The 20,231-nt window shown below is 38.7% G+C and carries 19 protein-coding genes and 1 riboswitch; of the genes, 16 read left to right on the top strand and 3 right to left on the bottom strand.

Annotated elements, in window-relative coordinates; all coding sequences use genetic code 11:
* The first annotated feature begins 96 nt into the window (after nt 1–96).
* The 5 genes from AC625_RS24265 (at nt 97) to AC625_RS24245 (ending at nt 5,255) form a co-directional block, all read left to right on the top strand.
* Nucleotides 97–1,011, top strand: a complete 915-nt coding sequence (locus AC625_RS24265) for an EamA family transporter (protein WP_049683991.1) — start codon at nt 97–99, stop codon at nt 1,009–1,011.
* Between the two features lie 93 nt (nt 1,012–1,104).
* Nucleotides 1,105–2,079, top strand: coding sequence for a carbohydrate kinase family protein (locus AC625_RS24260; RefSeq protein ID WP_049683990.1), 975 nt, complete (start codon nt 1,105–1,107; stop codon nt 2,077–2,079).
* A complete protein-coding gene (locus tag AC625_RS24255) occupies nt 2,063–2,992 on the top strand; it encodes a pseudouridine-5'-phosphate glycosidase (protein ID WP_049683989.1) in 930 nt (309 codons plus the stop codon). Before AC625_RS24260 ends, AC625_RS24255 begins: the two co-directional genes overlap by 17 nt.
* A 128-nt stretch (nt 2,993–3,120) precedes the next feature.
* Nucleotides 3,121–4,302 carry a NupC/NupG family nucleoside CNT transporter gene (locus AC625_RS24250; protein ID WP_049683988.1) on the top strand — a complete coding sequence of 394 codons (1,182 nt, stop codon included), beginning with the start codon at nt 3,121–3,123 and terminating at the stop codon, nt 4,300–4,302.
* A gap of 23 nt (nt 4,303–4,325) precedes the next feature.
* The gene (locus tag AC625_RS24245; RefSeq protein ID WP_049683987.1) at nt 4,326–5,255 is read left to right on the top strand and encodes a nucleoside hydrolase; all 930 of its coding nucleotides are present in this window, start codon (nt 4,326–4,328) and stop codon (nt 5,253–5,255) included.
* A gap of 254 nt (nt 5,256–5,509) precedes the next feature.
* Here the strand turns inward: AC625_RS24245 and yppF are convergent, their stop codons facing one another.
* Nucleotides 5,510–5,707 (bottom strand): YppF family protein, encoded by a 198-nt coding sequence (gene yppF / locus AC625_RS24240; RefSeq protein WP_049683986.1) that lies wholly within the window; start codon nt 5,705–5,707, stop codon nt 5,510–5,512.
* A gap of 339 nt (nt 5,708–6,046) precedes the next feature.
* On the opposite strand from yppF, the gene AC625_RS24235 reads away from it, so the two are divergent.
* The gene (locus AC625_RS24235) at nt 6,047–7,423 is read left to right on the top strand and encodes an amino acid permease (protein WP_049683985.1); all 1,377 of its coding nucleotides are present in this window, start codon (nt 6,047–6,049) and stop codon (nt 7,421–7,423) included.
* A 220-nt stretch (nt 7,424–7,643) separates the two neighbouring features.
* Here the strand turns inward: AC625_RS24235 and AC625_RS24230 are convergent, their stop codons facing one another.
* A complete protein-coding gene (locus AC625_RS24230) occupies nt 7,644–7,856 on the bottom strand; it encodes a hypothetical protein (protein WP_049683984.1) in 213 nt (70 codons plus the stop codon).
* 748 nt (nt 7,857–8,604) lie between these two features.
* Nucleotides 8,605–8,707: riboswitch (glycine riboswitch) on the top strand.
* Nucleotides 8,708–8,971: 264 nt separating this feature from the next.
* Here AC625_RS24230 and glyA point away from each other — a divergent pair.
* The 10 genes from glyA to lpdA all read left to right on the top strand — a co-directional run bounded on the left by glyA (nt 8,972) and on the right by lpdA (nt 18,899).
* Complete coding sequence (gene glyA / locus AC625_RS24225) at nt 8,972–10,222, top strand: serine hydroxymethyltransferase (RefSeq protein ID WP_049683983.1); 1,251 nt, start codon at nt 8,972–8,974, stop codon at nt 10,220–10,222.
* Nucleotides 10,223–10,237: 15 nt separating this feature from the next.
* On the top strand, nt 10,238–10,750 hold the full coding sequence (locus AC625_RS24220; protein WP_049683982.1) for a serine dehydratase beta chain: 513 nt from the start codon (nt 10,238–10,240) through the stop codon (nt 10,748–10,750).
* Entirely contained in the window at nt 10,750–11,631 is an 882-nt protein-coding gene (gene sdaAA / locus AC625_RS24215) for an L-serine ammonia-lyase, iron-sulfur-dependent, subunit alpha (RefSeq protein ID WP_049684048.1), read from the top strand. The genes AC625_RS24220 and sdaAA overlap by 1 nt, the downstream gene beginning before the upstream one ends.
* A 13-nt stretch (nt 11,632–11,644) precedes the next feature.
* Nucleotides 11,645–12,754, top strand: a complete 1,110-nt coding sequence (gcvT, locus tag AC625_RS24210) for a glycine cleavage system aminomethyltransferase GcvT (protein WP_049683981.1) — start codon at nt 11,645–11,647, stop codon at nt 12,752–12,754.
* A 94-nt stretch (nt 12,755–12,848) separates the two neighbouring features.
* Nucleotides 12,849–13,244: a glycine cleavage system protein GcvH gene (gene gcvH, locus AC625_RS24205; protein ID WP_049683980.1), complete on the top strand. Its 396-nt coding sequence runs from the start codon at nt 12,849–12,851 to the stop codon at nt 13,242–13,244.
* Between the two features lies 1 nt (nt 13,245).
* Complete coding sequence (gcvPA, locus tag AC625_RS24200) at nt 13,246–14,598, top strand: aminomethyl-transferring glycine dehydrogenase subunit GcvPA (protein ID WP_049683979.1); 1,353 nt, start codon at nt 13,246–13,248, stop codon at nt 14,596–14,598.
* The gene (gene gcvPB, locus AC625_RS24195) at nt 14,591–16,075 is read left to right on the top strand and encodes an aminomethyl-transferring glycine dehydrogenase subunit GcvPB (protein ID WP_049683978.1); all 1,485 of its coding nucleotides are present in this window, start codon (nt 14,591–14,593) and stop codon (nt 16,073–16,075) included. The genes gcvPA and gcvPB overlap by 8 nt, the downstream gene beginning before the upstream one ends.
* Before the next feature lie 143 nt (nt 16,076–16,218).
* Nucleotides 16,219–17,097: a lipoyl synthase gene (gene lipA / locus AC625_RS24190; protein ID WP_049683977.1), complete on the top strand. Its 879-nt coding sequence runs from the start codon at nt 16,219–16,221 to the stop codon at nt 17,095–17,097.
* 38 nt (nt 17,098–17,135) lie between these two features.
* Nucleotides 17,136–17,441, top strand: coding sequence for an iron-sulfur cluster biosynthesis family protein (locus AC625_RS24185; protein WP_049683976.1), 306 nt, complete (start codon nt 17,136–17,138; stop codon nt 17,439–17,441).
* Nucleotides 17,442–17,498: 57 nt separating this feature from the next.
* Nucleotides 17,499–18,899 carry a dihydrolipoyl dehydrogenase gene (gene lpdA, locus AC625_RS24180; protein WP_049683975.1) on the top strand — a complete coding sequence of 467 codons (1,401 nt, stop codon included), beginning with the start codon at nt 17,499–17,501 and terminating at the stop codon, nt 18,897–18,899.
* A 234-nt stretch (nt 18,900–19,133) separates the two neighbouring features.
* On the opposite strand, the gene AC625_RS24175 is transcribed toward lpdA, so the two are convergent.
* The gene (locus AC625_RS24175; RefSeq protein ID WP_049683974.1) at nt 19,134–20,018 is read right to left on the bottom strand and encodes a LysR family transcriptional regulator; all 885 of its coding nucleotides are present in this window, start codon (nt 20,016–20,018) and stop codon (nt 19,134–19,136) included.
* Nucleotides 20,019–20,231 lie beyond the last annotated feature (213 nt).

The raw sequence follows: 20,231 nt of genomic DNA, 5'->3' as shown, positions 1-20,231 counted from the left end.
TTTACTAACAAATGTCTGTGTGATAAACTTTTGTTTTCTAAGAATTGAGGTGTTACTTAGATAGATCTACTTAAGACATGAAAGGGGAGAAAATCAATGAGAAAGAGCTATTTGTATCCCTTGTTGGTAGTTACGGGGGCTTGTAGTTATGGCATCGTTTCAACCATCATAAAGCTGGCAATGCGTGAGGGGTTTTCAGCCTCGGAAGCAGTTACAAGTCAATTTGTGATTGGCTTTGCTATCGCTGTTTGTATATTTGTTAGTCAAGGGAAAAAAGTGAATCTGAGAGGGATGAAAAGTATTATTCCTGCTGGTATTTTAACAGGGCTAACTAATATTTTGTACGGCGCGTCCTTGAATTATTTACCAGCATCTTTAGCAGTTGTTCTTTTATTCCAATTTACCTGGATAGGTATGTTCATCTCGTGTATTGCAAGCCGGAAATTTCCTAGTCGGATGGAGTCTTTTTCTCTCATTTTATTGTTTGTCGGAACGATACCAGCAGCTGGTTTAGTAGATGTCGATTTATCGACAATCCCTATCCAAGGTTGGTTGTGGGGATTAGGAGCAGCCCTTTGTTATTCACTATTCTTATTTTTTAATGGCAAATCAAGTGCAAAGATGACGACTTCTAATCGTTTAGTATTGGTTTCTTTCTTTGCTTTGATCACAACATCTGTTTTCCAGTCTCCACAAATCATTTGGGATGGGACGTTGTTTAGTGAAGGGCTTTGGATGTTTGGGTTAGCTTTGGGTCTTTTTGGAATGGTTGTTCCAGTTTTCTTATTTAGTATAGCTATTCCAAAAGTGGGGTTAGGCGTCTCATCCATATTAAGTGCTGTAGAATTGCCAATCGCAATGATTGTATCCGTCCTATTGTTAAATGAAACGGTTACATTTGTGCAAATGGTGGGAGTGCTCATCATTCTTATTGGGGTATGTATACCTACAATAACTGAAAATGTGTGGGTGGGGAAAAATAAAAATGAAAAGAATAGTATTCTAAACTAATTTTTAAAAAGATATTGACAATTCAATTTGTAAGCGTATACTAAACATATGTTTACGATATAAACATATGTTTTTAAGAGGGAGGTGTTGAGCTTGACGAATACTTTTCATGAAGAAAAACGAAGGTCCCCGATCATCTGTATAGGGGGAGCAAATGTTGATAAAAAATTATATATCAAAAATGAAAGGGTTTACCAAACGTCTAATCCAGTAAAATCCTCAAGGGCAGTTGGTGGGGTAGCAAGAAATATTGCTGAAAATTTAGGGCGATTAGGCGAAGATGTTGTTTTGTTTTCGGTAAGAGGGGATGATCCAGATTGGCTGGATATTTACCAGTTATCTTCACCTTTTATGAATTTAAATCATGTCACTAAGTTTGAAAATTCGTCAACAGGTTCCTACACAGCCGTTTTAGATGAGCATGGTGATTTATCGATTGCCTTGGCAGATATGGATATTTTTGATCACATTACACCTGAGCTGCTTATGAAAAACACCGATATTTTTATCAAAGCTAAATGTATTCTGGTGGATTTAAATTGTCCTGTGGAAACCATTGAATTTCTTTGTGACTTCACATCAATCCATAGTATTCCATTAGTTATTATCCCTGTTTCGTCGCCGAAAATGAATAGGCTTCCAAAAACTTTGAGTGCAGTGAGTTGGCTCATCGTAAATAAAGATGAAACAGAAACTTATATGAATATCAAAATCAACGATAAGAAAGATTGGGAAAACGCAGTAATGAGTTGGTTAGAGTTAGGGGTAAAAAATGTGATTGTAACAAACGGATCAAAAGGTGTGATGGCAGGAGTTGAAAATGGAGAGATTCATTATTACCCAGCTGTCGAAACACCTATGGTTATTGATGTTACAGGTGCAGGAGATTCATTTTGTTCAGGGGTGATTTATTCCTGGTTACAAAAGAAAGAATTGGCTTGCATTATAAACTCGGGTTTGGTTAATGCACATAAAACAATTATGTCAAAACATACGGTTAGACAAGAATTATCAAAAAAACAATTTATTTTGGATATGGAGGAATTTTTAAATGAAAGAGTATATTGAATTATCAGCAGAGGTATTACAAGCAAAAGAGGAAGGAAAAGCAATCGTTGCTTTAGAATCTACCATTATTTCTCATGGTATGCCTTATCCTCAAAACGTAAAAATGGCTCGCGAAGTGGAACAAATTGTCCGTGATAACGGGGCTGTTCCAGCAACAATTGCGATCATTGATGGGAAAATTAAAATTGGGTTAACAGATGATGAATTAGAGTTATTTGGTAAAAGCTCAGGTGTTGCGAAAGTATCAAGACGTGATTTAGCTCAAATCATTGCTACAAAAAAACTAGGAGCAACGACTGTTGCGACAACGATGATTTGCGCGGATTTAGCAGACATCAAAATCTTTGTAACAGGTGGTATTGGCGGAGTTCATAAAGGGGCAGAAACGACGATGGATATCTCAGCTGACCTTGAAGAATTAGCTCAAACAGATGTAGCTGTCATTTGTGCAGGTGCTAAATCAATCCTAGATTTATCGCTTACACTAGAATACCTTGAAACAAAAGGGGTACCTGTCATTGGCTATGAAACAGAGTGCCTGCCAGCATTCTACACTAGAAATAGTGAATATCAATTAAACTTCTCTACGGATTCAATCGATGTCATTGCTGAAACATTAAAAGCGAAATGGGAATTAAATCTTAATGGTGGAGCAGTAATCGCGAACCCGATTCCTGAAGAATTTGCGATGGATGAAGAGTATATTAATGGAATTATCGGTGAAGCAATCAAACAAGCAGAAGAAAATCATATTATTGGTAAAGATAGTACACCATTCTTGCTAGGAAAAATAAAAGAATTAACTAACGGTAAAAGCCTTGATGCCAATATCGAATTAGTCAAACATAATGCTAAAGTAGGAGCCGAAATAGCAGTTAGTTTTAACAACAAAACTAAATTAGTACTAAACTAAGTTCGTCATTAGCATAAACTCAACTTCTATAAAGTTAGCTGTCTTCGATTCTTGTTAACAACTAGACTTTATAGAAGTTGTTTTTTAGAAACTATTGTAAACGTTTCCATTTAGAAGGAGGCTTGAATATGAATTTTATATTCTTACTAACAGGAATTTTACTTGTTTTTGGTGTTGCTTTTTTAGTCAGTAACAATAGAAAACAAATAAAATATAAGCGTATTCTGATTATGTTGGCTGTGCAAATCCTTGCAGTTTACTTCATGATGAATACGAGTATCGGTTTAATTGCGATTACTAAAGTAGGCGTATTTTTTGAAAAATTAATGAAAATTGCTAATTCAGGAATCCAATTTGTATTTGGTGATATGGTGAATGAAGGTGGATTTACGTTTTTCCTTTCCGTGTTATTACCGCTTGTTTTCATATCCGTTTTAATAGGGATACTAAATTATATAAAAGTATTACCATTCTTCATCAAATATATCGGTTTAATTTTAAGTAAAATAACAGGCATGGGTAAACTAGAAAGCTATTTTGCTGTATCTACAGCTGCACTTGGACAACCAGAAGTGTTCTTAACCATTATCAAGCAAATTCCACTCTTATCACCAAAAAGACTTTATACGATTTGTACGTCAGCAATGAGTGCAATCAGTATGGCGATGGTTGGGTCTTATATGACCATGTTAGAGCCAAAATATGTTGTAACGGCTGTTGTATTGAATATTTTTAGTGCACTCATCATTGCTAATATTATTAACCCATATGATTTAGACGAGGATGAAGATTTAATTGAAATTGAAGAAAAAGAAAGACTTCCATTCTTCCAAATGATTGGAGAAAGTGTAATGGATGGCTTTAAAATTGTTATAATTGTTGCTGCGATGCTATTAGGATTTATTTCCTTGATGGAATTGATTAATGTGGTTTTTGTAGGCGTATTTCAAGTCTCTTTCCAAACGGTTATTGGGTATATTTTTGCACCCATCGCTTTCTTAATGGGTGTTCCATGGGCAGAAGCTGTACAAGCAGGTGGAATTATGGCTACAAAACTTATAACCAATGAATTTGTTGCCATGTTGAATTTTGGTGAAATTTCAAACCATCTTTCCGATAAAACCATTGCCATTGTATCCGTTTACTTAGTAAGTTTTGCGAATTTTGGAACTGTAGGTATTGTGGCAGGTTCAATCAAATCAATCAGTGAAAAACAAGGAAGCCATGTTGCAAAATTTTCTTTAAAATTATTGTTAGGTGCGACATTAGCATCCGTTATTTCGGGAACAATTATGGGTATTGTCATGTAAATTTAAAATAGGAGTGAATGATTATGACGACAAGAAAAATTATTATGGATTGTGATCCAGGACATGATGACGCAATTGCGATTATTTTAGCTGCTGCACGACCGGAATTGGAAATTTTGGCGATTACAACGGTTTCCGGAAATGCAGAGATTGAAAAAACGACGATGAATGCATTAAAAGTTTGTGATTTAGTTTCACGACCGGATGTTATGGTTTCAAAAGGGGCAAGCGAACCATTGATTCGAATCAGAGAAACCGCACCTGGTATTCATGGCGATTCAGGGTTGGACGGTCCAGAATTGCCCGAACCTTCTCGTAGCTGGAGCGAGGAGCATGGGGCTGATACAATCATAAGACTGGTAAAAGAATCAAAAGAGCCTGTTACGCTTCTTCCAACAGGACCATTAACAAATATTGCTTTAGCTTTAACAAAAGCGCCAGAAATTAAGGACAATATTGAAGAAATCGTTCTTATGGGTGGTGGAACATTTGGTAACTGGACACCGACTGCTGAATTCAACATTTGGGCGGATCCAGAAGCCGCAAAAAAAGTATTTGATAGTGGAATGCCAATCGTCGTTATGGGGTTAGATATCACCCATCAAGCTTTAGCAACGAAAGAAGTGATCGATCAAGTCAATAAAATTGATAACCATGTTGCAAAAATTGTGGGTGAATTATTAGTGTTCTTTGCATCCACATATAAAGAGATGTTCGATTTTGATGGAGCACCCGTACACGATGTATTAACTGTAGCTTATTGTGTTGCACCAGAATTGTTTAAGACGAAAGATGTAAACGTTACCGTAGAAACGAAAGGAGAGTTTACGGCAGGAACCACGTTAATTGATCTACACGGGGTCACTGGCAGACCAGTAAATGCTAAGTTTGGATTAGAACTTGATGTAGAAGGTTTTTGGAAACTAATGATTGAAGCACTTAAAAAATACTAGAGCCCAATGGAGAAGGTAGTAATTTGAGTATTGCTTTTTCAATAGTAGAAACTCGAAAAAATAGCCTTTACTCAACGAGAGTAAAGGCTATTAACGATATCTTACAATTGTGAAGCGATAGACAAAACCTATTTTATAGATTGTTTAATGCGTCTTATAAAGATGTTCCTGTTTTCTAATAATGTTTATCAGGACCAGGAATAATTAAAAGAGTCATTTGTTAGATTATTAAATATACTGTAGCTTTTTCATAATTATATTGTTTTTATAAAGAATGACATTGGCTTTTCTGCTTCCAGCTTGTCTAGTTCAAAAAAAAGTTTTTTGTATTCAACAATAGATAATTCCCCATAAATATACCCTTTTTGAATATAGTCTAATAATTCATTGGCATGTAAGGGGTTTCTTTTCTTTACAAGTTCAAAACGATGTATTAAGTCTTCTACTAACATAGTAATCCACTCATTTCATCTTTGTTTTTAAAACATGTATTCATTCTTGAAAAGTATAACATGTAGATTGTTGTATCTTTTCTTTTTTGAAAATTCAAACTTACGACATTTTTTTACAATATTTTAACAAAGTTCATTAACGATTACTCTAACGAGGGTAATAGAACTGGGAATAGTTTTGGCTAAAGAATATCTTCTAAATATTTTTTGAATATTCTGTTCATGAAAATGTAAGCGTTTTCTAATAAGTGTCGAATTGACTGATAATATGGTAAACTTTTATTGAGGCATTAATATGGTAAAATTGCAAACAACCTAAAAAAGAGAGTGGGGAATCGTATGCAGGAACAAAAATTGGAGAGAGGTCTAAAAAATAGGCACGTACAACTAATCGCGATTGGCGGGGCAATCGGAACGGGATTATTTCTTGGAGCAGGAAAATCTATTCATTTAGCAGGGCCATCGATTTTATTTGCTTACATGATTACAGGCGTCATTTGCTTTTTAATTATGCGCGCACTAGGCGAATTACTCTTATCCAATTTGGAATATAACTCTTTCGTTGACTTTGTAAATGACTATTTAGGTAATATGGCCGCATTTATCACGGGCTGGACCTATTGGTTTTGCTGGATTTCAATCGCAATGGCCGACTTAACAGCAGTTGGTCTCTATACCCAGTATTGGCTTCCCGATGTCCCACAGTGGATGCCAGGATTAATTGCACTTGTCATTTTGCTAATGATGAACCTTGCAACCGTCAAACTTTTTGGCGAAATGGAATTCTGGTTCGCATTAATTAAAGTCATCGCGATTTTAGCACTAATTGTGATCGGTATTTTCATGATTATTAAAGGCTTTTCTACTAATTCAGGGGCATCCAGTTTCACGAATCTATGGAGCCACGGAGGCATGTTTCCAAATGGTATAAATGGCTTTATCCTCTCATTCCAGATGGTAGTGTTTGCGTTTGTTGGCATTGAACTTGTAGGACTTACAGCAGGTGAAACAGAAAACCCAGAAAAGGTGATACCAAAAGCAATCAATAATATCCCCATTCGGATTATCATTTTCTACATTGGCGCACTTATTGTCATAATGAGTATTTATCCGTGGAATGCCATTAATCCAATGGAAAGCCCATTCGTCCAAGTCTTCGTGGCGGTTGGTATCGCTGCAGCTGCTGGTATTGTCAATTTTGTCGTTCTAACATCCGCAGCTTCAGCATGTAACAGCGCTATCTTCAGTACAAGCCGGATGGTATACTCACTTGCCAATGATAAAAATGCACCTATACCATTTACAAAACTTACTTCCCGTAAAGTACCTTCCAATGCATTATTCTTTTCAACTGTTGTCATTCTGATAGCTGTTGTTTTGAACTATGTAATGCCAGAAGGCGTATTTACGTTGATTACAAGTATTTCTACGGTATGTTTCATCTTCATTTGGGGAATTACTGTCATTAGCCATTTGAAGTACCGCAAAACAAGACCAGATTTAGCGAAAGTAAACAAATTTAAATTGCCACTTTACCCATTTTCCAATTACTTGATTCTTACTTTTCTAGCGTTCGTTCTTGTCGTGCTTGCATTGGCGGAAGATACTCGAGTTGCATTGTTCATAACTCCTGTTTGGTTTATTTTGCTGATTGCAATTTATAAGATGCGGAAAACGAAGGTGAATCATGTGGATCAGGGAAAGATAATAGGATAAAAGGCAACGGAAAAAAATTCACGCCCATGTAATTTTAAATAGTTAAATAAAAGAGTAGACACCGTTCTAAAAAATAGAACGGTGTCCGTTTTCAGATATATTAGGAAACAGAGACTCTAACAATCTGAGAAAATCGTTAATATATCAACGAAAGTATCCCCATCTACCACCATAACAAAAGCTCCTATCCGAGCATATGAGGACAAAAGAGAACAGTTAATTAATCGGATGCATACTTAAGGATTCCATGCAAATAAATGGAGGACTCTTGCTGTACAAGCTCTCTCAATTTAATTTTTCCTTCTCTTTCTAATTCTATAATCCATTCCTCAATCATTTTTTGATCCATTTCAGTTGCCTTAGGAATTTCTATTGAAAATAAATTACCTCGATTGGTATGAAGAAGATTTTGTAATAGTTTATTTTTATTCATTGCAGCTCTCCTTGTATATACTCTTAGAAAATTAGACAAGTTAAACGTAATGATTCTATGAATATATTATATCTGATTAAACAGATAAGAAAAGTTTTTTGTCATGAACAAGAATCTGCACATACCCATTTAAATCCAATGGCATCCGCTCTTGAAACTTGAGTGACACAAGACATAATTATTCATTCTAATTGTCATTCCCCAGCTAAAAATAGGAGCAAGGTTCCCTGGTGAAAGGCAATCTTAGTTGTGACTAACTAAATTACCTTGCTCTATAACAATATATTTTTCTTTATATTCATTAGTGATGCTTCTCTAGAAGGTTTTAAAAAAAATGGGTCCTCCCAATTTTTTGCTGAATGCTAGATAGAAGCGCTATTTTTTGAAAATGTGTACATAACAAGTAGAAAAAGGATGCAAAGCGTTCTAAGCCACAATGTTATTACTTGGATTGTTCGTTTCTGTATTAGCGATAATTATTGATTCCGCTCTAACTGTGCTTGTTTTAGTCTGATGGCCTTACCGTTTTTTCTAGCCATGATCTAGACCGCTGCAGGATTAATAACAAACTTTATTTTTACTCAATTCTTAGAGAAAGTATTTCTGACCATCCACTCATGTAAATAAAAGGCGACAATCATTGATTTTAGTAAATTAAACTCAAATAAATGTTAGCGTTTTCAAAATAACCTTGACAGATTAAGTTTATGTGATTATTCTGAATATAACAGTAACTAAATATGAGCGAATGACGGTTGTGGGAGAGTGCAATGCGACAAGCCACCGAAGGAGCAAGTTCCAAAAAGACCCTTGGAACAAATCTCTCAGGTAGATGGAACCACAATCGGACGCACCTCTGGAGAGCGCGTATAAAGTAGTACGCCACCAAAGGGGAACGACTCTATGAAACATAGGGTTAAACTCTCAGGTAAAAGGACAGAGAAGGGTAGAGAAAAACACGCTACCCTTTTCTGTCCTTTTTTGCGTGCAAAAAACGGGAGCGTATCTCCACAGTTTTCTTGGAAAAGAAGATTGGTTAAGAGAGAGTAGTGTCACTAGCTATACTGAAATTATCAAAAGATTGTGTCATACAAAAAATACGAGGAGGAGTACAGATGAGTTTACAGCAAAATGATTCTATAATTTTTGGAGCGATTGAAAAGGAACGGGAACGCCAGCTACAAACACTTGAGTTAATTGCTTCAGAAAATATCGTCAGCGAAGATGTATTAGAAGCGATGGGAAGCGTGATGACCAATAAATATGCAGAAGGATATCCAGGGAAGCGTTATTATGGCGGTTGTGAATTTGTTGATGTGGCAGAACAAACAGCTATCGAGCGCGTAACAGAGCTATTTGGAGCCAAATATGCAAATGTTCAGCCGCACTCAGGGGCACAAGCAAATTTCGCTGTTTTTTTCGCCCTGCTTCAGCCTGGAGATAAAGTAATGGGAATGAACCTTTCACATGGTGGACACTTAACACATGGAAGTCCAGTTAGCGTTTCAGGAAAATGGTTTGACATTGTCTCTTATGGTGTGAGAGAAGATACGCAAAGGATTGATTATGATGAATTAGAAGCAATCGCGAAGAAAGAAAAACCGAAATTGATTATTGCAGGGACAAGTGCCTATCCAAGAACGATCGATTTTGCCCGCTTTAGAAACATTGCCGATCAAGTTGGGGCAAAACTTATGGTCGATATGGCGCATATTGCAGGGCTAGTAGCGGCCGGACTTCATCCATCTCCCATCCCATATGCCGATGTTGTGACAAGTACGACTCATAAAACATTGCGAGGCCCACGTGGTGGTATCGTATTAACAAACGATGAAGAGATTATTAAAGCGATTAATAAATCGATATTTCCTGGCATTCAAGGCGGGCCACTCATGCACATTATTGCTGCAAAAGCGGTAGCGTTCAAAGAAGCTTTACAACCAAGTTTTAAAGATTATGCCAACCAAGTCATTGAAAATGCGGCAATACTTGGCGAAACCTTAAAAAACGAAGGAGCTGCCCTCGTTTCCGATGGAACAGATAATCATATTGTCCTGTTAGATTTGCGTCCGTGGAACTTAACCGGAAAAGAAGCAGAGAAATTATTAGAAGATGTAGGCATTACCGTAAATAAAAATACGATTCCTTTTGATCCAGAAAAACCGTTTGTTACGAGTGGAATCCGTATAGGAACAGCTGCCTTAACAACTCGAGGCATGAAGCAGGAAGAAATGGTGAAAATCGGCAAAGTGATTGCGGCTGTTCTAACAAATAAAGGCGATCAAGCTGTTCTCGAGCAAGCAAAAGAAACAACTAAAGCGATTTGTAGTGCCTACCCATTATTTCAACAGGCAGTTACGGTGTAAAAAAGGAGGAGAATCATGGAATTTCAAAGTTGTTTTGACATAATCGGCCCAATCATGGTCGGACCGTCGAGCTCTCATACAGCTGGTGTCGTATCTATCGGAAAATTTATTTATGAACTGTTAGGAGATTATCCACAAGAGACCAACATTGTATTTTATGATTCCTTTGCTGAAACCTATCAAGGACATGGAACAGATAAAGCGCTTATTGGCGGATTGCTTGGGATGGATACCGATGATTCCCGAATCAAATACGCATTGGAAAAAGCCAAAGAGTGTGGCATGCAGTACCAGTTTGAATTCGAAAACGATTGTGAGTATATAGACCATCCTAATACAACCATCGTGACAGCAAAACGTGGTGATCGTGTGGTTAAGGTTGGTGGCGTATCACTCGGAGGTGGTTTATCCAAAATCTTCTTGATTGACGATGAGATGGTAGCGATTCGTCTGAGTGCTGGAGATGACTTTTCTATACTTGCGAGTCCTTATCAACCAAAGGGGAAAGCACTGGTGAAGGCCATATGATGGAAATTCAGTCTATGAAAGAGCTCATTGAAGCTTGTCACAGAGAGAAAAAGTCGATTGGTGAAATCATGTTGATGATGGAAGCAGAAAAGTCAGGAAAAGACGAAGGTACGATTATCAGCATGATGGAAGAGCGATTGATCAAAATGAAAGAAGCCGTGGATAGTGGGATTAAAGATGCATCAACTGCGCCAAGTGGGATTTCTGGCGGTGATGCCGTGAAGATGTCTGAATACGTTCATCAAGGTAAATCCCTGTCAGGAGATTATATAAGCAATGCCATGAGCTTTTCATTAGCAACTTCTGAAAGTAATGCCAGGATGGGTGTCATTGTGGCAACGCCAACTGCTGGAGCAGCAGGTATTTTGCCTGGCGTATTATTTTCACTTCATAAAAATGATGGCACGCCCTATCATGAGCTAGTCAAGGGGTTGTTTACAGCAAGTATGCTCGGACTTGTCATTGCGAATCGCTCTTTCATTTCAGGAGCAGCTGGAGGCTGTCAAGCAGAGGTCGGGTCTGCAACAGCGATGGCGGCTGGGACCATCGTTGAGTTAAAAGGAGGGACGCCACAGCAAGTCGTAAATGCAACAGCCATTGCGATGAAATCTCTTTTAGGCTTAGTTTGCGATCCGGTCGGAGGGCTTGTTGAAGTTCCTTGCATCAAACGAAATGTAATCGGTACTTCCATTGCTTTTTCAGCGGCTGATATGTCCCTTGCTGGAGTCAAGAGTCGTATTCCTTGTGACGAAGTCATTGAAGCGATGTATAAAGTTGGAAAAGATATGCCGCGGACTCTTCGTGAAACAGCTCTTGGTGGGCTAGCGATGACCGAAACAGGTAAAGAGGTAAAAGAACGACTATTTTGTAGAAAATCTTAATCGGGGGTAAATCATGAGTACAGAAACAGCATTAAAGCAAACACCGCTTTTTGAAATATACGGAAAATACGGAGCGAAAGTGATTGATTTTGGTGGCTGGGCTTTGCCAGTTCAGTTTTCGAGCATTTTAGAAGAACATGAAGCGGTGCGAACAGAATCAGGCCTTTTTGATGTCTCTCATATGGGGGAAGTGCTTGTAGAAGGAAAAGATGCTTGTGCTTATATTAATCAACTTGTAACGAACGACATAACGAAACTAGCGATCAATCAGGCACAGTATACGGCAATGTGCTATCCAGACGGTGGAACGGTTGATGATATATTAGTTTACAAATTGGCAGATGAAAAATATTTACTTGTGATCAATGCTGCAAATATTGAAAAGGATGTTGAATGGATGAAGAAGCATGTCAAAGGAGATATGAAACTTGAAAATATCTCCGATGACATCGCTCAACTAGCGATTCAAGGACCAAAGGCAGAAGCGATTTTACAAAAGGTAACGGATACCGACTTATCAGCGATTGGTGTATTTAAATTTGCACAACAAGTTAACATTTCTGAAATTACCGATGTGCTTGTATCCCGGACAGGCTATACAGGAGAAGACGGGTTTGAACTCTATTTACAAAAAGACCAAGTGGCAGCACTTTGGGAAAAGCTTTTAGAAGTAGGAACATCAGAAGGTTTAAAACCGTGCGGATTGGGTGCTCGTGATACGCTTCGCCTAGAAGCGCGTCTTCCGCTATATGGTCAAGAACTTAGCAGCGAAATTAGTCCACTAGAAGCAGGAGTCGGTTTTGTTGTAAAAACCAATAAAGAAAGTGATTTTATTGGTAAAGAGGCGCTTTCTGCACAAAAAGAAGCAGGATTAACGAGAAAAATAGTAGGGATTGAAGTAACAGGCCGGGGCATTCCCCGTCATGGCTATAAAGTACTATCTGAAGATGGGAAGGAAATCGGAGTAGTGACATCAGGAACGCAATCACCATCTTTGAAAAAGAGCATCGGGCTTGCTTTGATCTCTGTGGATCATGCTGATGTGGGAACACTACTAAAAATAGAAATCCGTAATAAGCAGATTGAAGCTGTTGTTGTAAAAACACCATTCTATAAAAAGTAATTTCTAAGTTTACTAGCATCATGTTAAAGATGAGGATGATGCTAGTGAATCGATCTCATATAAGAATATTCAAAAGCTGAAAGGACGAAAAACAATGACAAAAGCGACAGCAAATTTACTATATAGCAAAGAGCATGAGTGGGTTGAACAATTAGAAGGAAATCGTGTCCGGATTGGTATCTCTGATTATGCACAGAAGGCGTTAGGGGATATTGTGTTTGTTGAAAATCCAGCCATTGATGACGAAGTAATCGTTAATGAATCCATGGGAACGATCGAATCCGTTAAAGCAGTTTCTGAACTTTACTCACCTGTCTCAGGTACAGTCGTGGCTGTAAATGAAGAATTAGAAGGAGCGCCAGAGACGATTAATGAAAATCCATTTAAAGCTGGATGGTTAGTCGAAGTGGAAGTGTCCAACCCAGAAGAGTTGGAATCGTTACTTAACGAAGAAGAGTACGAAGCATTTACGAATGAAGGAGAGGAATAATATGACATCAACTTACAGGTACCTCCCTGATACGAAACAAGATCAAGAGGAAATGCTCGAGTTTTTACAGATTTCTTCCATAGATGAATTATTTGAAGATATTCCAGCTGACATTCGTCTACAAGGGGAGCTAAACATTCCACCGGCGGTTCCTGAACCACTCCTATTGAAGAAAATGAATCAACTTGCTACTAAAAATAAAAATGCGAATCATTACCCAACATTTCTCGGTGCTGGTACGTATGATCACTACATTCCAAGTGTGGTCAACCATATGATTTCACGCTCTGAATTTTACACGGCATATACGCCATATCAACCGGAAATCAGTCAAGGTGAATTACAAGCGATTTTCGAATTTCAAACGATGGTATGTGAGTTAACGGGAATGGATGTAGCGAATTCTTCTATGTACGATGGTTTTACATCGCTTGCAGAAGCAGCATCACTTGCTGTCGCATCATCCAGACGTTCGAAAGTCCTTGTATCCAAAGCGGTCCACCCAGAATCTCGTGCTATTTTACGTACAGTAGCAGATGGACCAGGGTATACGGTTGAAGAAATCGATCTTACAGACGAGATTACCGATTTAGGGAAACTGCAAGAACAAATTGATAAAGACACGGCAGCTGTCATTGTTCAATATCCGAATTTCTTCGGTTCAATTGAAGACTTAACGGCGATTAAGAAAATTGCAGAAGAAAACAAGGCTCTTTTCATTGTAAGCGCCAACCCACTCGCACTTGCGCTCTTGCAGGCTCCTGGTAAACTCGGGGCTGATATTGTAATCGGTGATATGCAGCCATTAGGCATCCCAATGTCATTTGGTGGTCCACATTGTGGCTATTTTGCGGTCAGTAAGAAATTTATGCGTAAAATCCCAGGCCGGATTGTCGGTCAAACGGAAGATGAAAAAGGCCAGCGCGGCTTTGTGCTAACACTGCAAGCACGTGAACAGCATATTCGTCGTGATAAAGCATCATCCAATATTTGTTCGAATCAGGCATTGAATGCACTTGCCTCTTCCATTTGTATGTCATCACTTGGGAAACAAGGGATTCGTCAGATGGCTCAATTAAATTTGGAGAAAGCAGACTATATGGCAAAAACGCTGAAACAGAAAGGGTTTGTCATTCTCAATCAATCTCCATTCTTCAATGAGTTTGTTGTCGAGCTTCCTCGTCCAGTCAAGGAAGTCAATGCGAAACTACTAGAAGCGGGGATCATTGGTGGCTTTGATTTGGAAATCGATTACGGTCATGAAAATCAAATGTTACTTGCTGTGACAGAACAACGAACAAAAGAAGAGATTGACCAATTTGTAGAGGTTTTGGAGGCGATTGTACATGGTTGAATACAATGATTTGATTTTTGAAATTAGTCGTCCAGGACGTATCGGTTCAAGTCTTCCGGAAAGTGATGTGGAATCTGTTGATATTCAAAACAAACTTCCGAAGCATTTAATTCGTGACGTTCCTGCAGAACTCCCGGAAGTATCAGAGTTGCAACTTGTAAGACATTATACAGCGCTTTCTAATAAAAACCATGGGATCGATAACGGCTTTTACCCACTTGGTTCTTGTACGATGAAGTACAATCCGAAAATCAATGAAGATGTCGCACGTTTGGAAGGGTTTAGCCGCATTCACCCATATCAGCCTGTTGAGACGGTACAGGGTGCATTAGAAGTGTTATATGAACTACAAGAAGAGTTAGCAGTTATCACAGGAATGGATGCGGTTACATTACAACCATCTGCAGGAGCTCAAGGTGAATGGACAGGGTTAATGATGGTGAAAGCCTATCATGCTCAAAAAGGGGAAACGAGAAAGCAGGTACTCGTTCCAGACTCTGCACACGGTACGAACCCTGCAAGTGCAACGGTAGCGGGTTTCGAAACGATTACGATTCCATCCAATGAAAATGGATTAGTGAATTTAGAAGAGTTAAAGAAACATGTTGGTCCTGATACAGCGGCTCTTATGTTGACAAATCCGAATACACTTGGCCTTTTTGAAAAGGAAATTGTAGAAATTGCTCAAGTTGTTCATGAGGCAGGAGGCTTATTGTATTATGATGGAGCGAATGCGAACGCCATTTTAGGTAAAACGACACCAGGGCAAATGGGCTTTGACATCGTGCATTTAAACCTTCATAAAACATTTACGACGCCTCATGGTGGTGGAGGTCCAGGTGCAGGTCCAGTCGGTGTGAAAGAGAAATTAATTCCTTTCTTGCCGGTACCGCGCGTTGAAAAAGACGGTGGTAATTATGTGTTGAACTCAAATCATCCGCTCTCAATCGGCAGAGTAAAAGGATATTACGGAAACTTCGGCATTCTTTTACGTGCATATACTTATATTCGCACAATGGGGCCAGAAGGATTGCGTCAAGTATCGGAAAGTGCCGTCCTTCATGCGAATTACCTGCGCAAACGGTTAGAGCCATATTTTGAAGCGCCATATGCACAAATTTGCAAGCATGAATTTGTCCTATCGGGTTCAAGACAGAAAAAGCTAGGGGTAAGAACACTGGATATGGCCAAACGACTGCTTGATTTCGGGTATCATCCGCCAACCATCTACTTCCCATTGAATGTAGAGGAATGTTTGATGATTGAACCGACAGAAACAGAGTCGAAAGAAACGCTCGATGCTTTTGCGGATGTGATGATTCAAATTTCCAAGGAAGTGGAAGAAAATCCTGGGATCGTTCTAGAAGCCCCACATTCCACAGTCATTGGTCGTTTGGATGAAGTACAAGCAGCGAGACAACCTATTTTACGTTATGAAAAAGCGGTAGAAGTTGAGAAAGAAACGGTAAAATCCTAAAAGGATAATTGAACCACCGGGAATGAAAATAGCGAGAAAATCAATTTCTCATTATTTCACGCTCGGTGGTTTCATATGAGTGTAGATGCCAGTTTTTTTCCGATTAAATAAAAATTCCATTCGTTCATAGGAGTGAGTACCTTATGACAGATAGTGAGCTTCGTAAACCTGAATGGCTTAAGATTAAATTAAATACCAATGAACAATATACGGGCCTAAAGAAAATGATGCGTGAAAAAAAACTACACACCGTTTGTGAAGAGGCAAAGTGTCCGAATATTCATGAATGCTGGGCAGTCCGAAAAACGGCTACTTTCATGATTTTAGGAAGTGTATGTACCCGTGCTTGTCGATTTTGTGCCGTTCAAACAGGACTTCCAACCGAACTTGATTGGCAAGAGCCGGAACGTGTTGTAGAGTCTGTTGAACAAATGGGCTTAAAGCATGTCGTCATAACAGCTGTTGCCCGTGATGATCTAAAAGACGGCGGAGCAAAGGTATTTGCCGAAACGGTGCGAGCCGTAAGACGGCGAAATCCATTTTGTAGCATTGAAGTTCTTCCTTCTGATATGAATGGAGAATACGATAACTTAAAAATATTAATGGATGCTATGCCAGCCATTTTGAATCATAATATTGAAACAGTGAAACGCTTAACGCCAAGAGTTCGAGCACGTGCCACATACGAACGTTCACTAGAGTTTTTAAAACGTGCTAAGCAAATAAATCCTACAATTCCAACGAAATCAAGCATTATGATTGGACTAGGGGAAACAAAGGAAGAAATTATCGAAACGATGGATGACCTTCGTTTTAACGATGTGGATATTATGACAATTGGCCAATATTTGCAGCCGACAAAACGGCATTTGAAAGTTCAAAAGTATTGGAGTCCAGAAGAGTTCGCAGAACTGAAAAGCATTGCGATGTCCAAAGGCTTTAGTCACTGTGAAGCAGGTCCGCTCGTACGCTCCTCATATCATGCAGATGAGCAAGTCCGTGCTGTGAAGGTGAATGTATAATCATGGGAAAATAGGCGGCTAGAGGAGAGGGGAATTTGATGGTCATCAAAATATCAGAGGTAGCCATGAATAAATTGCAAGAAATGGTGTCCCAAGAAAAACTAGTTCCAAGAATTGACGCTGATGTTGCAGGTGGCTGCGGTTTGTCAGTCAAGTTTTCCATTGTGTGGGACGAGCCTCGAAGAAACGACACGATTATTGAATATGAGGGTCTTCAGATTCGATTGGACCATTTTACAAAACGATATTTAGATCAAGAGACTCAAATTGATTATCAAGATGAACAAGGCTTTATCGTCGGAGACCAGTTTACATCTAGTGCCTGTGCAATTGAAATAGATTAATAGATTCAAGTTTACAAGCAGTTCTTAAGAAATAGAAACAAAAGGGGGAAACAGCAGATGAATCAAGAATATGATGTAGTCATTATTGGTGGCGGAACGGGTGGGTATGTTGCAGCTATACGTGCCTCGCAATTAGGATTAAAGACAGCTGTCGTTGAACAAGGAAAACTTGGTGGAACATGCCTACATGCAGGCTGTATCCCGAGCAAGGCGTTATTAAGAAGCGCAGAAGTATATGCGAATACAAAAAATGCAGAGAAGTATGGAGTCATTGCTCCTGAAGTAGGTCTAGATTTTCAAAAAGTACAAGCTCGGAAAGAAGAAATCACAGAACGCTTATTTAAAGGTGTTCAGCATTTAATGAAAAAAGGGAAAATCGATGTGTACGAGGGGAAAGGCAGTATTCTGCAGACAAAAGATGTGTTAGTAAAATTGAATGAGGATGATCAAGAGGTGATTTTAATCGCCAAAAATATTGTCCTAGCAACAGGTTCTCGTCCACGGACTCTTCCTGGTTTAGAAGCGGACGGAGAGTACGTGATGACATCGGATGAAGCGCTACAAATGCAAGAGCTTCCAGAATCGATTCTGATTGTCGGTGGAGGAGTAATTGGAATTGAATGGGCTTCAATGCTTGTTGATTTTGGATTATCAGTCACAGTAATTGAGTATGCAGATCGGATTTTACCGACAGAAGATAAAGAGATTTCAAAAGAAGTCCAACGATTAATGAAGAAAAAAGGTGTGAAAATCATTACGGGAGCAAAAGTACTTCCAGAAACGTTGGAAAAAGGCGAAGGTGTTTCTATTAAAGCGGAGCAAAAAGGAAAAGAAACATCCTATTCAGCTGATAAACTATTAGTATCGGTTGGAAGAATGCCGAATATAAAAGGGTTAAATCTAGAAAATACGAGTGTTGTTGTCGAACGTGCTTTTATAAAAACAAATGAGTATTATCAAACGAATGAACCTAATATTTATGCGATTGGTGATGTAATTGGCGGTTTACAGCTTGCCCATGTTGCTTCACATGAGGGCATTATCGCCATTGAACATATTGCAGGAGAAGATCCGGCGCCGTTGAATCCAACGTTTGTTTCAAAATGTGTATATAGTAGCCCAGAGGTTGCGAGTGTTGGATTAACAGAAGAAGAGGCAAAGGAAAAAGGATATCAAGTAAAAACAGGTAAATTCTCGTTCCGTGCGATTGGAAAAGCTCTTGTTTTTGGTGAGTCAGATGGCTTTGTCAAACTTGTTGTGGAAGAAGGATCTAATAAGTTGTTAGGGACACATATGGTTGGACCACATGTAACAGATATGATTACAGAGGCAGGTCTTGCGCAAGTATTAGAGGCAACAGCCATGGATATTGCCAATACGATCCACCCTCACCCTACATTAGCAGAAGCGATTGGTGAGGCAGCCCTAGCTGTATATGGGAAAGAAATCCACGCTTAGGAAAGTGGATGAATAAATAGCCGTAAACACCTCTTCCTCCATCTAAGAAAGGCAATAAAAAATGATAGGGGGAGAGGATTTTCTTTTAAATAAAACGTAAAGGGGGTTTGGGGACTTAGAACATGCCATCCTGACTGATCCTCACGTAAAATCTTCTAATTTCTTCGTTTACAATGATTATATAAAGAAACTCGTACCGTCAAACTTTCTCCATTTTCTCTTTTTTCAATAGAGTTAAATGATTGTTTCTTGTAAAAATGAAATAAAGGAATGGACAACTGGAGACGTTTCTTTCTTGTTCCAGGCTGCGCCAATTTTGCATGTTGTATAACTTTTTTTGAGTTGTAAGTAGACGATATCGTCGTTTTTTACAAATTGAATGGAAGACGGAAGTAAAGCAATACCGATTCCAGAGGCAACAAATGATAATGCTGTATGTAACTCCAGGGCATCTTGGGTCTTTTTAGGGCTAAATCCGGCATGCTGACAAAGGCTAATGATCGCATCATAATAGCTTTCTCCTGCTTTTCTAGGTGTCATGATGAACTGTTCGTTCGCGAGGATAGAGACATCGATAGGTTCTGTTTCAGTTGCTAATCGATGTGTTTTAGGTAAAGCAACAATAAATGGTTCTTCCCGTAGCATTTCTACATGAAACGATCCACTTTCAATCGGGAGAATCAATAAGCCGACATGAATGGAGCTGTCGTGCAGCGCTTCCATTTGTTCTGTTGATGACAATTGTCGTAAGACGATATTAATATTTGGGTATTGTTCTTGAAACCTTCGTAGTAATAGAGGAAGAAGTTCAAACGCGATTGATCCAGTAAAGGCTAATACTAATTGACCAGCTTCCCCTCGATCGATACTTTTCGCCTCTTCACAGGCCAAGTGTACACGGTTTAGAATCTCATAAGCCCTCTTTAAAAAAACTTCACCAGCTTTCGTTAATTCCACGCGCTGCTTCGTTCTGGAAAATAAAAGCACATCTAATTCGTTTTCCAATTGCTTAATTTGGTGACTTAAAGGTGGTTGTGCCATCTGTAAGCGTTGTGCTGCTCTACCAAAATGAAGCTCTTCTGCAACTGCAATAAAGTATTTTAAATGCCGTAATTCCATGTAGACACCTCTTCATATATTTAAAGTATTAACCGGTAAACAAAGATGTATTAGAAAAAAATGGGCACTCGTTGTATGCTTATTTTATCAAATATTATGAAATTTGTGAATATTCTGATATGTGTCATTGCTAGATTTATATATTCATTCTATAAATCGTGTGAATTAGGCACAAAAAACAGGGGGGATTTAGTGCTGGACTGAAAAAGCAAC

It is taken from the genome of Peribacillus loiseleuriae (assembly GCF_001183985.1).
Lineage (GTDB): Bacteria > Bacillota > Bacilli > Bacillales > DSM-1321 > Peribacillus > Peribacillus loiseleuriae.
This window is presented reverse-complemented; position numbering and strand designations above follow the sequence as displayed.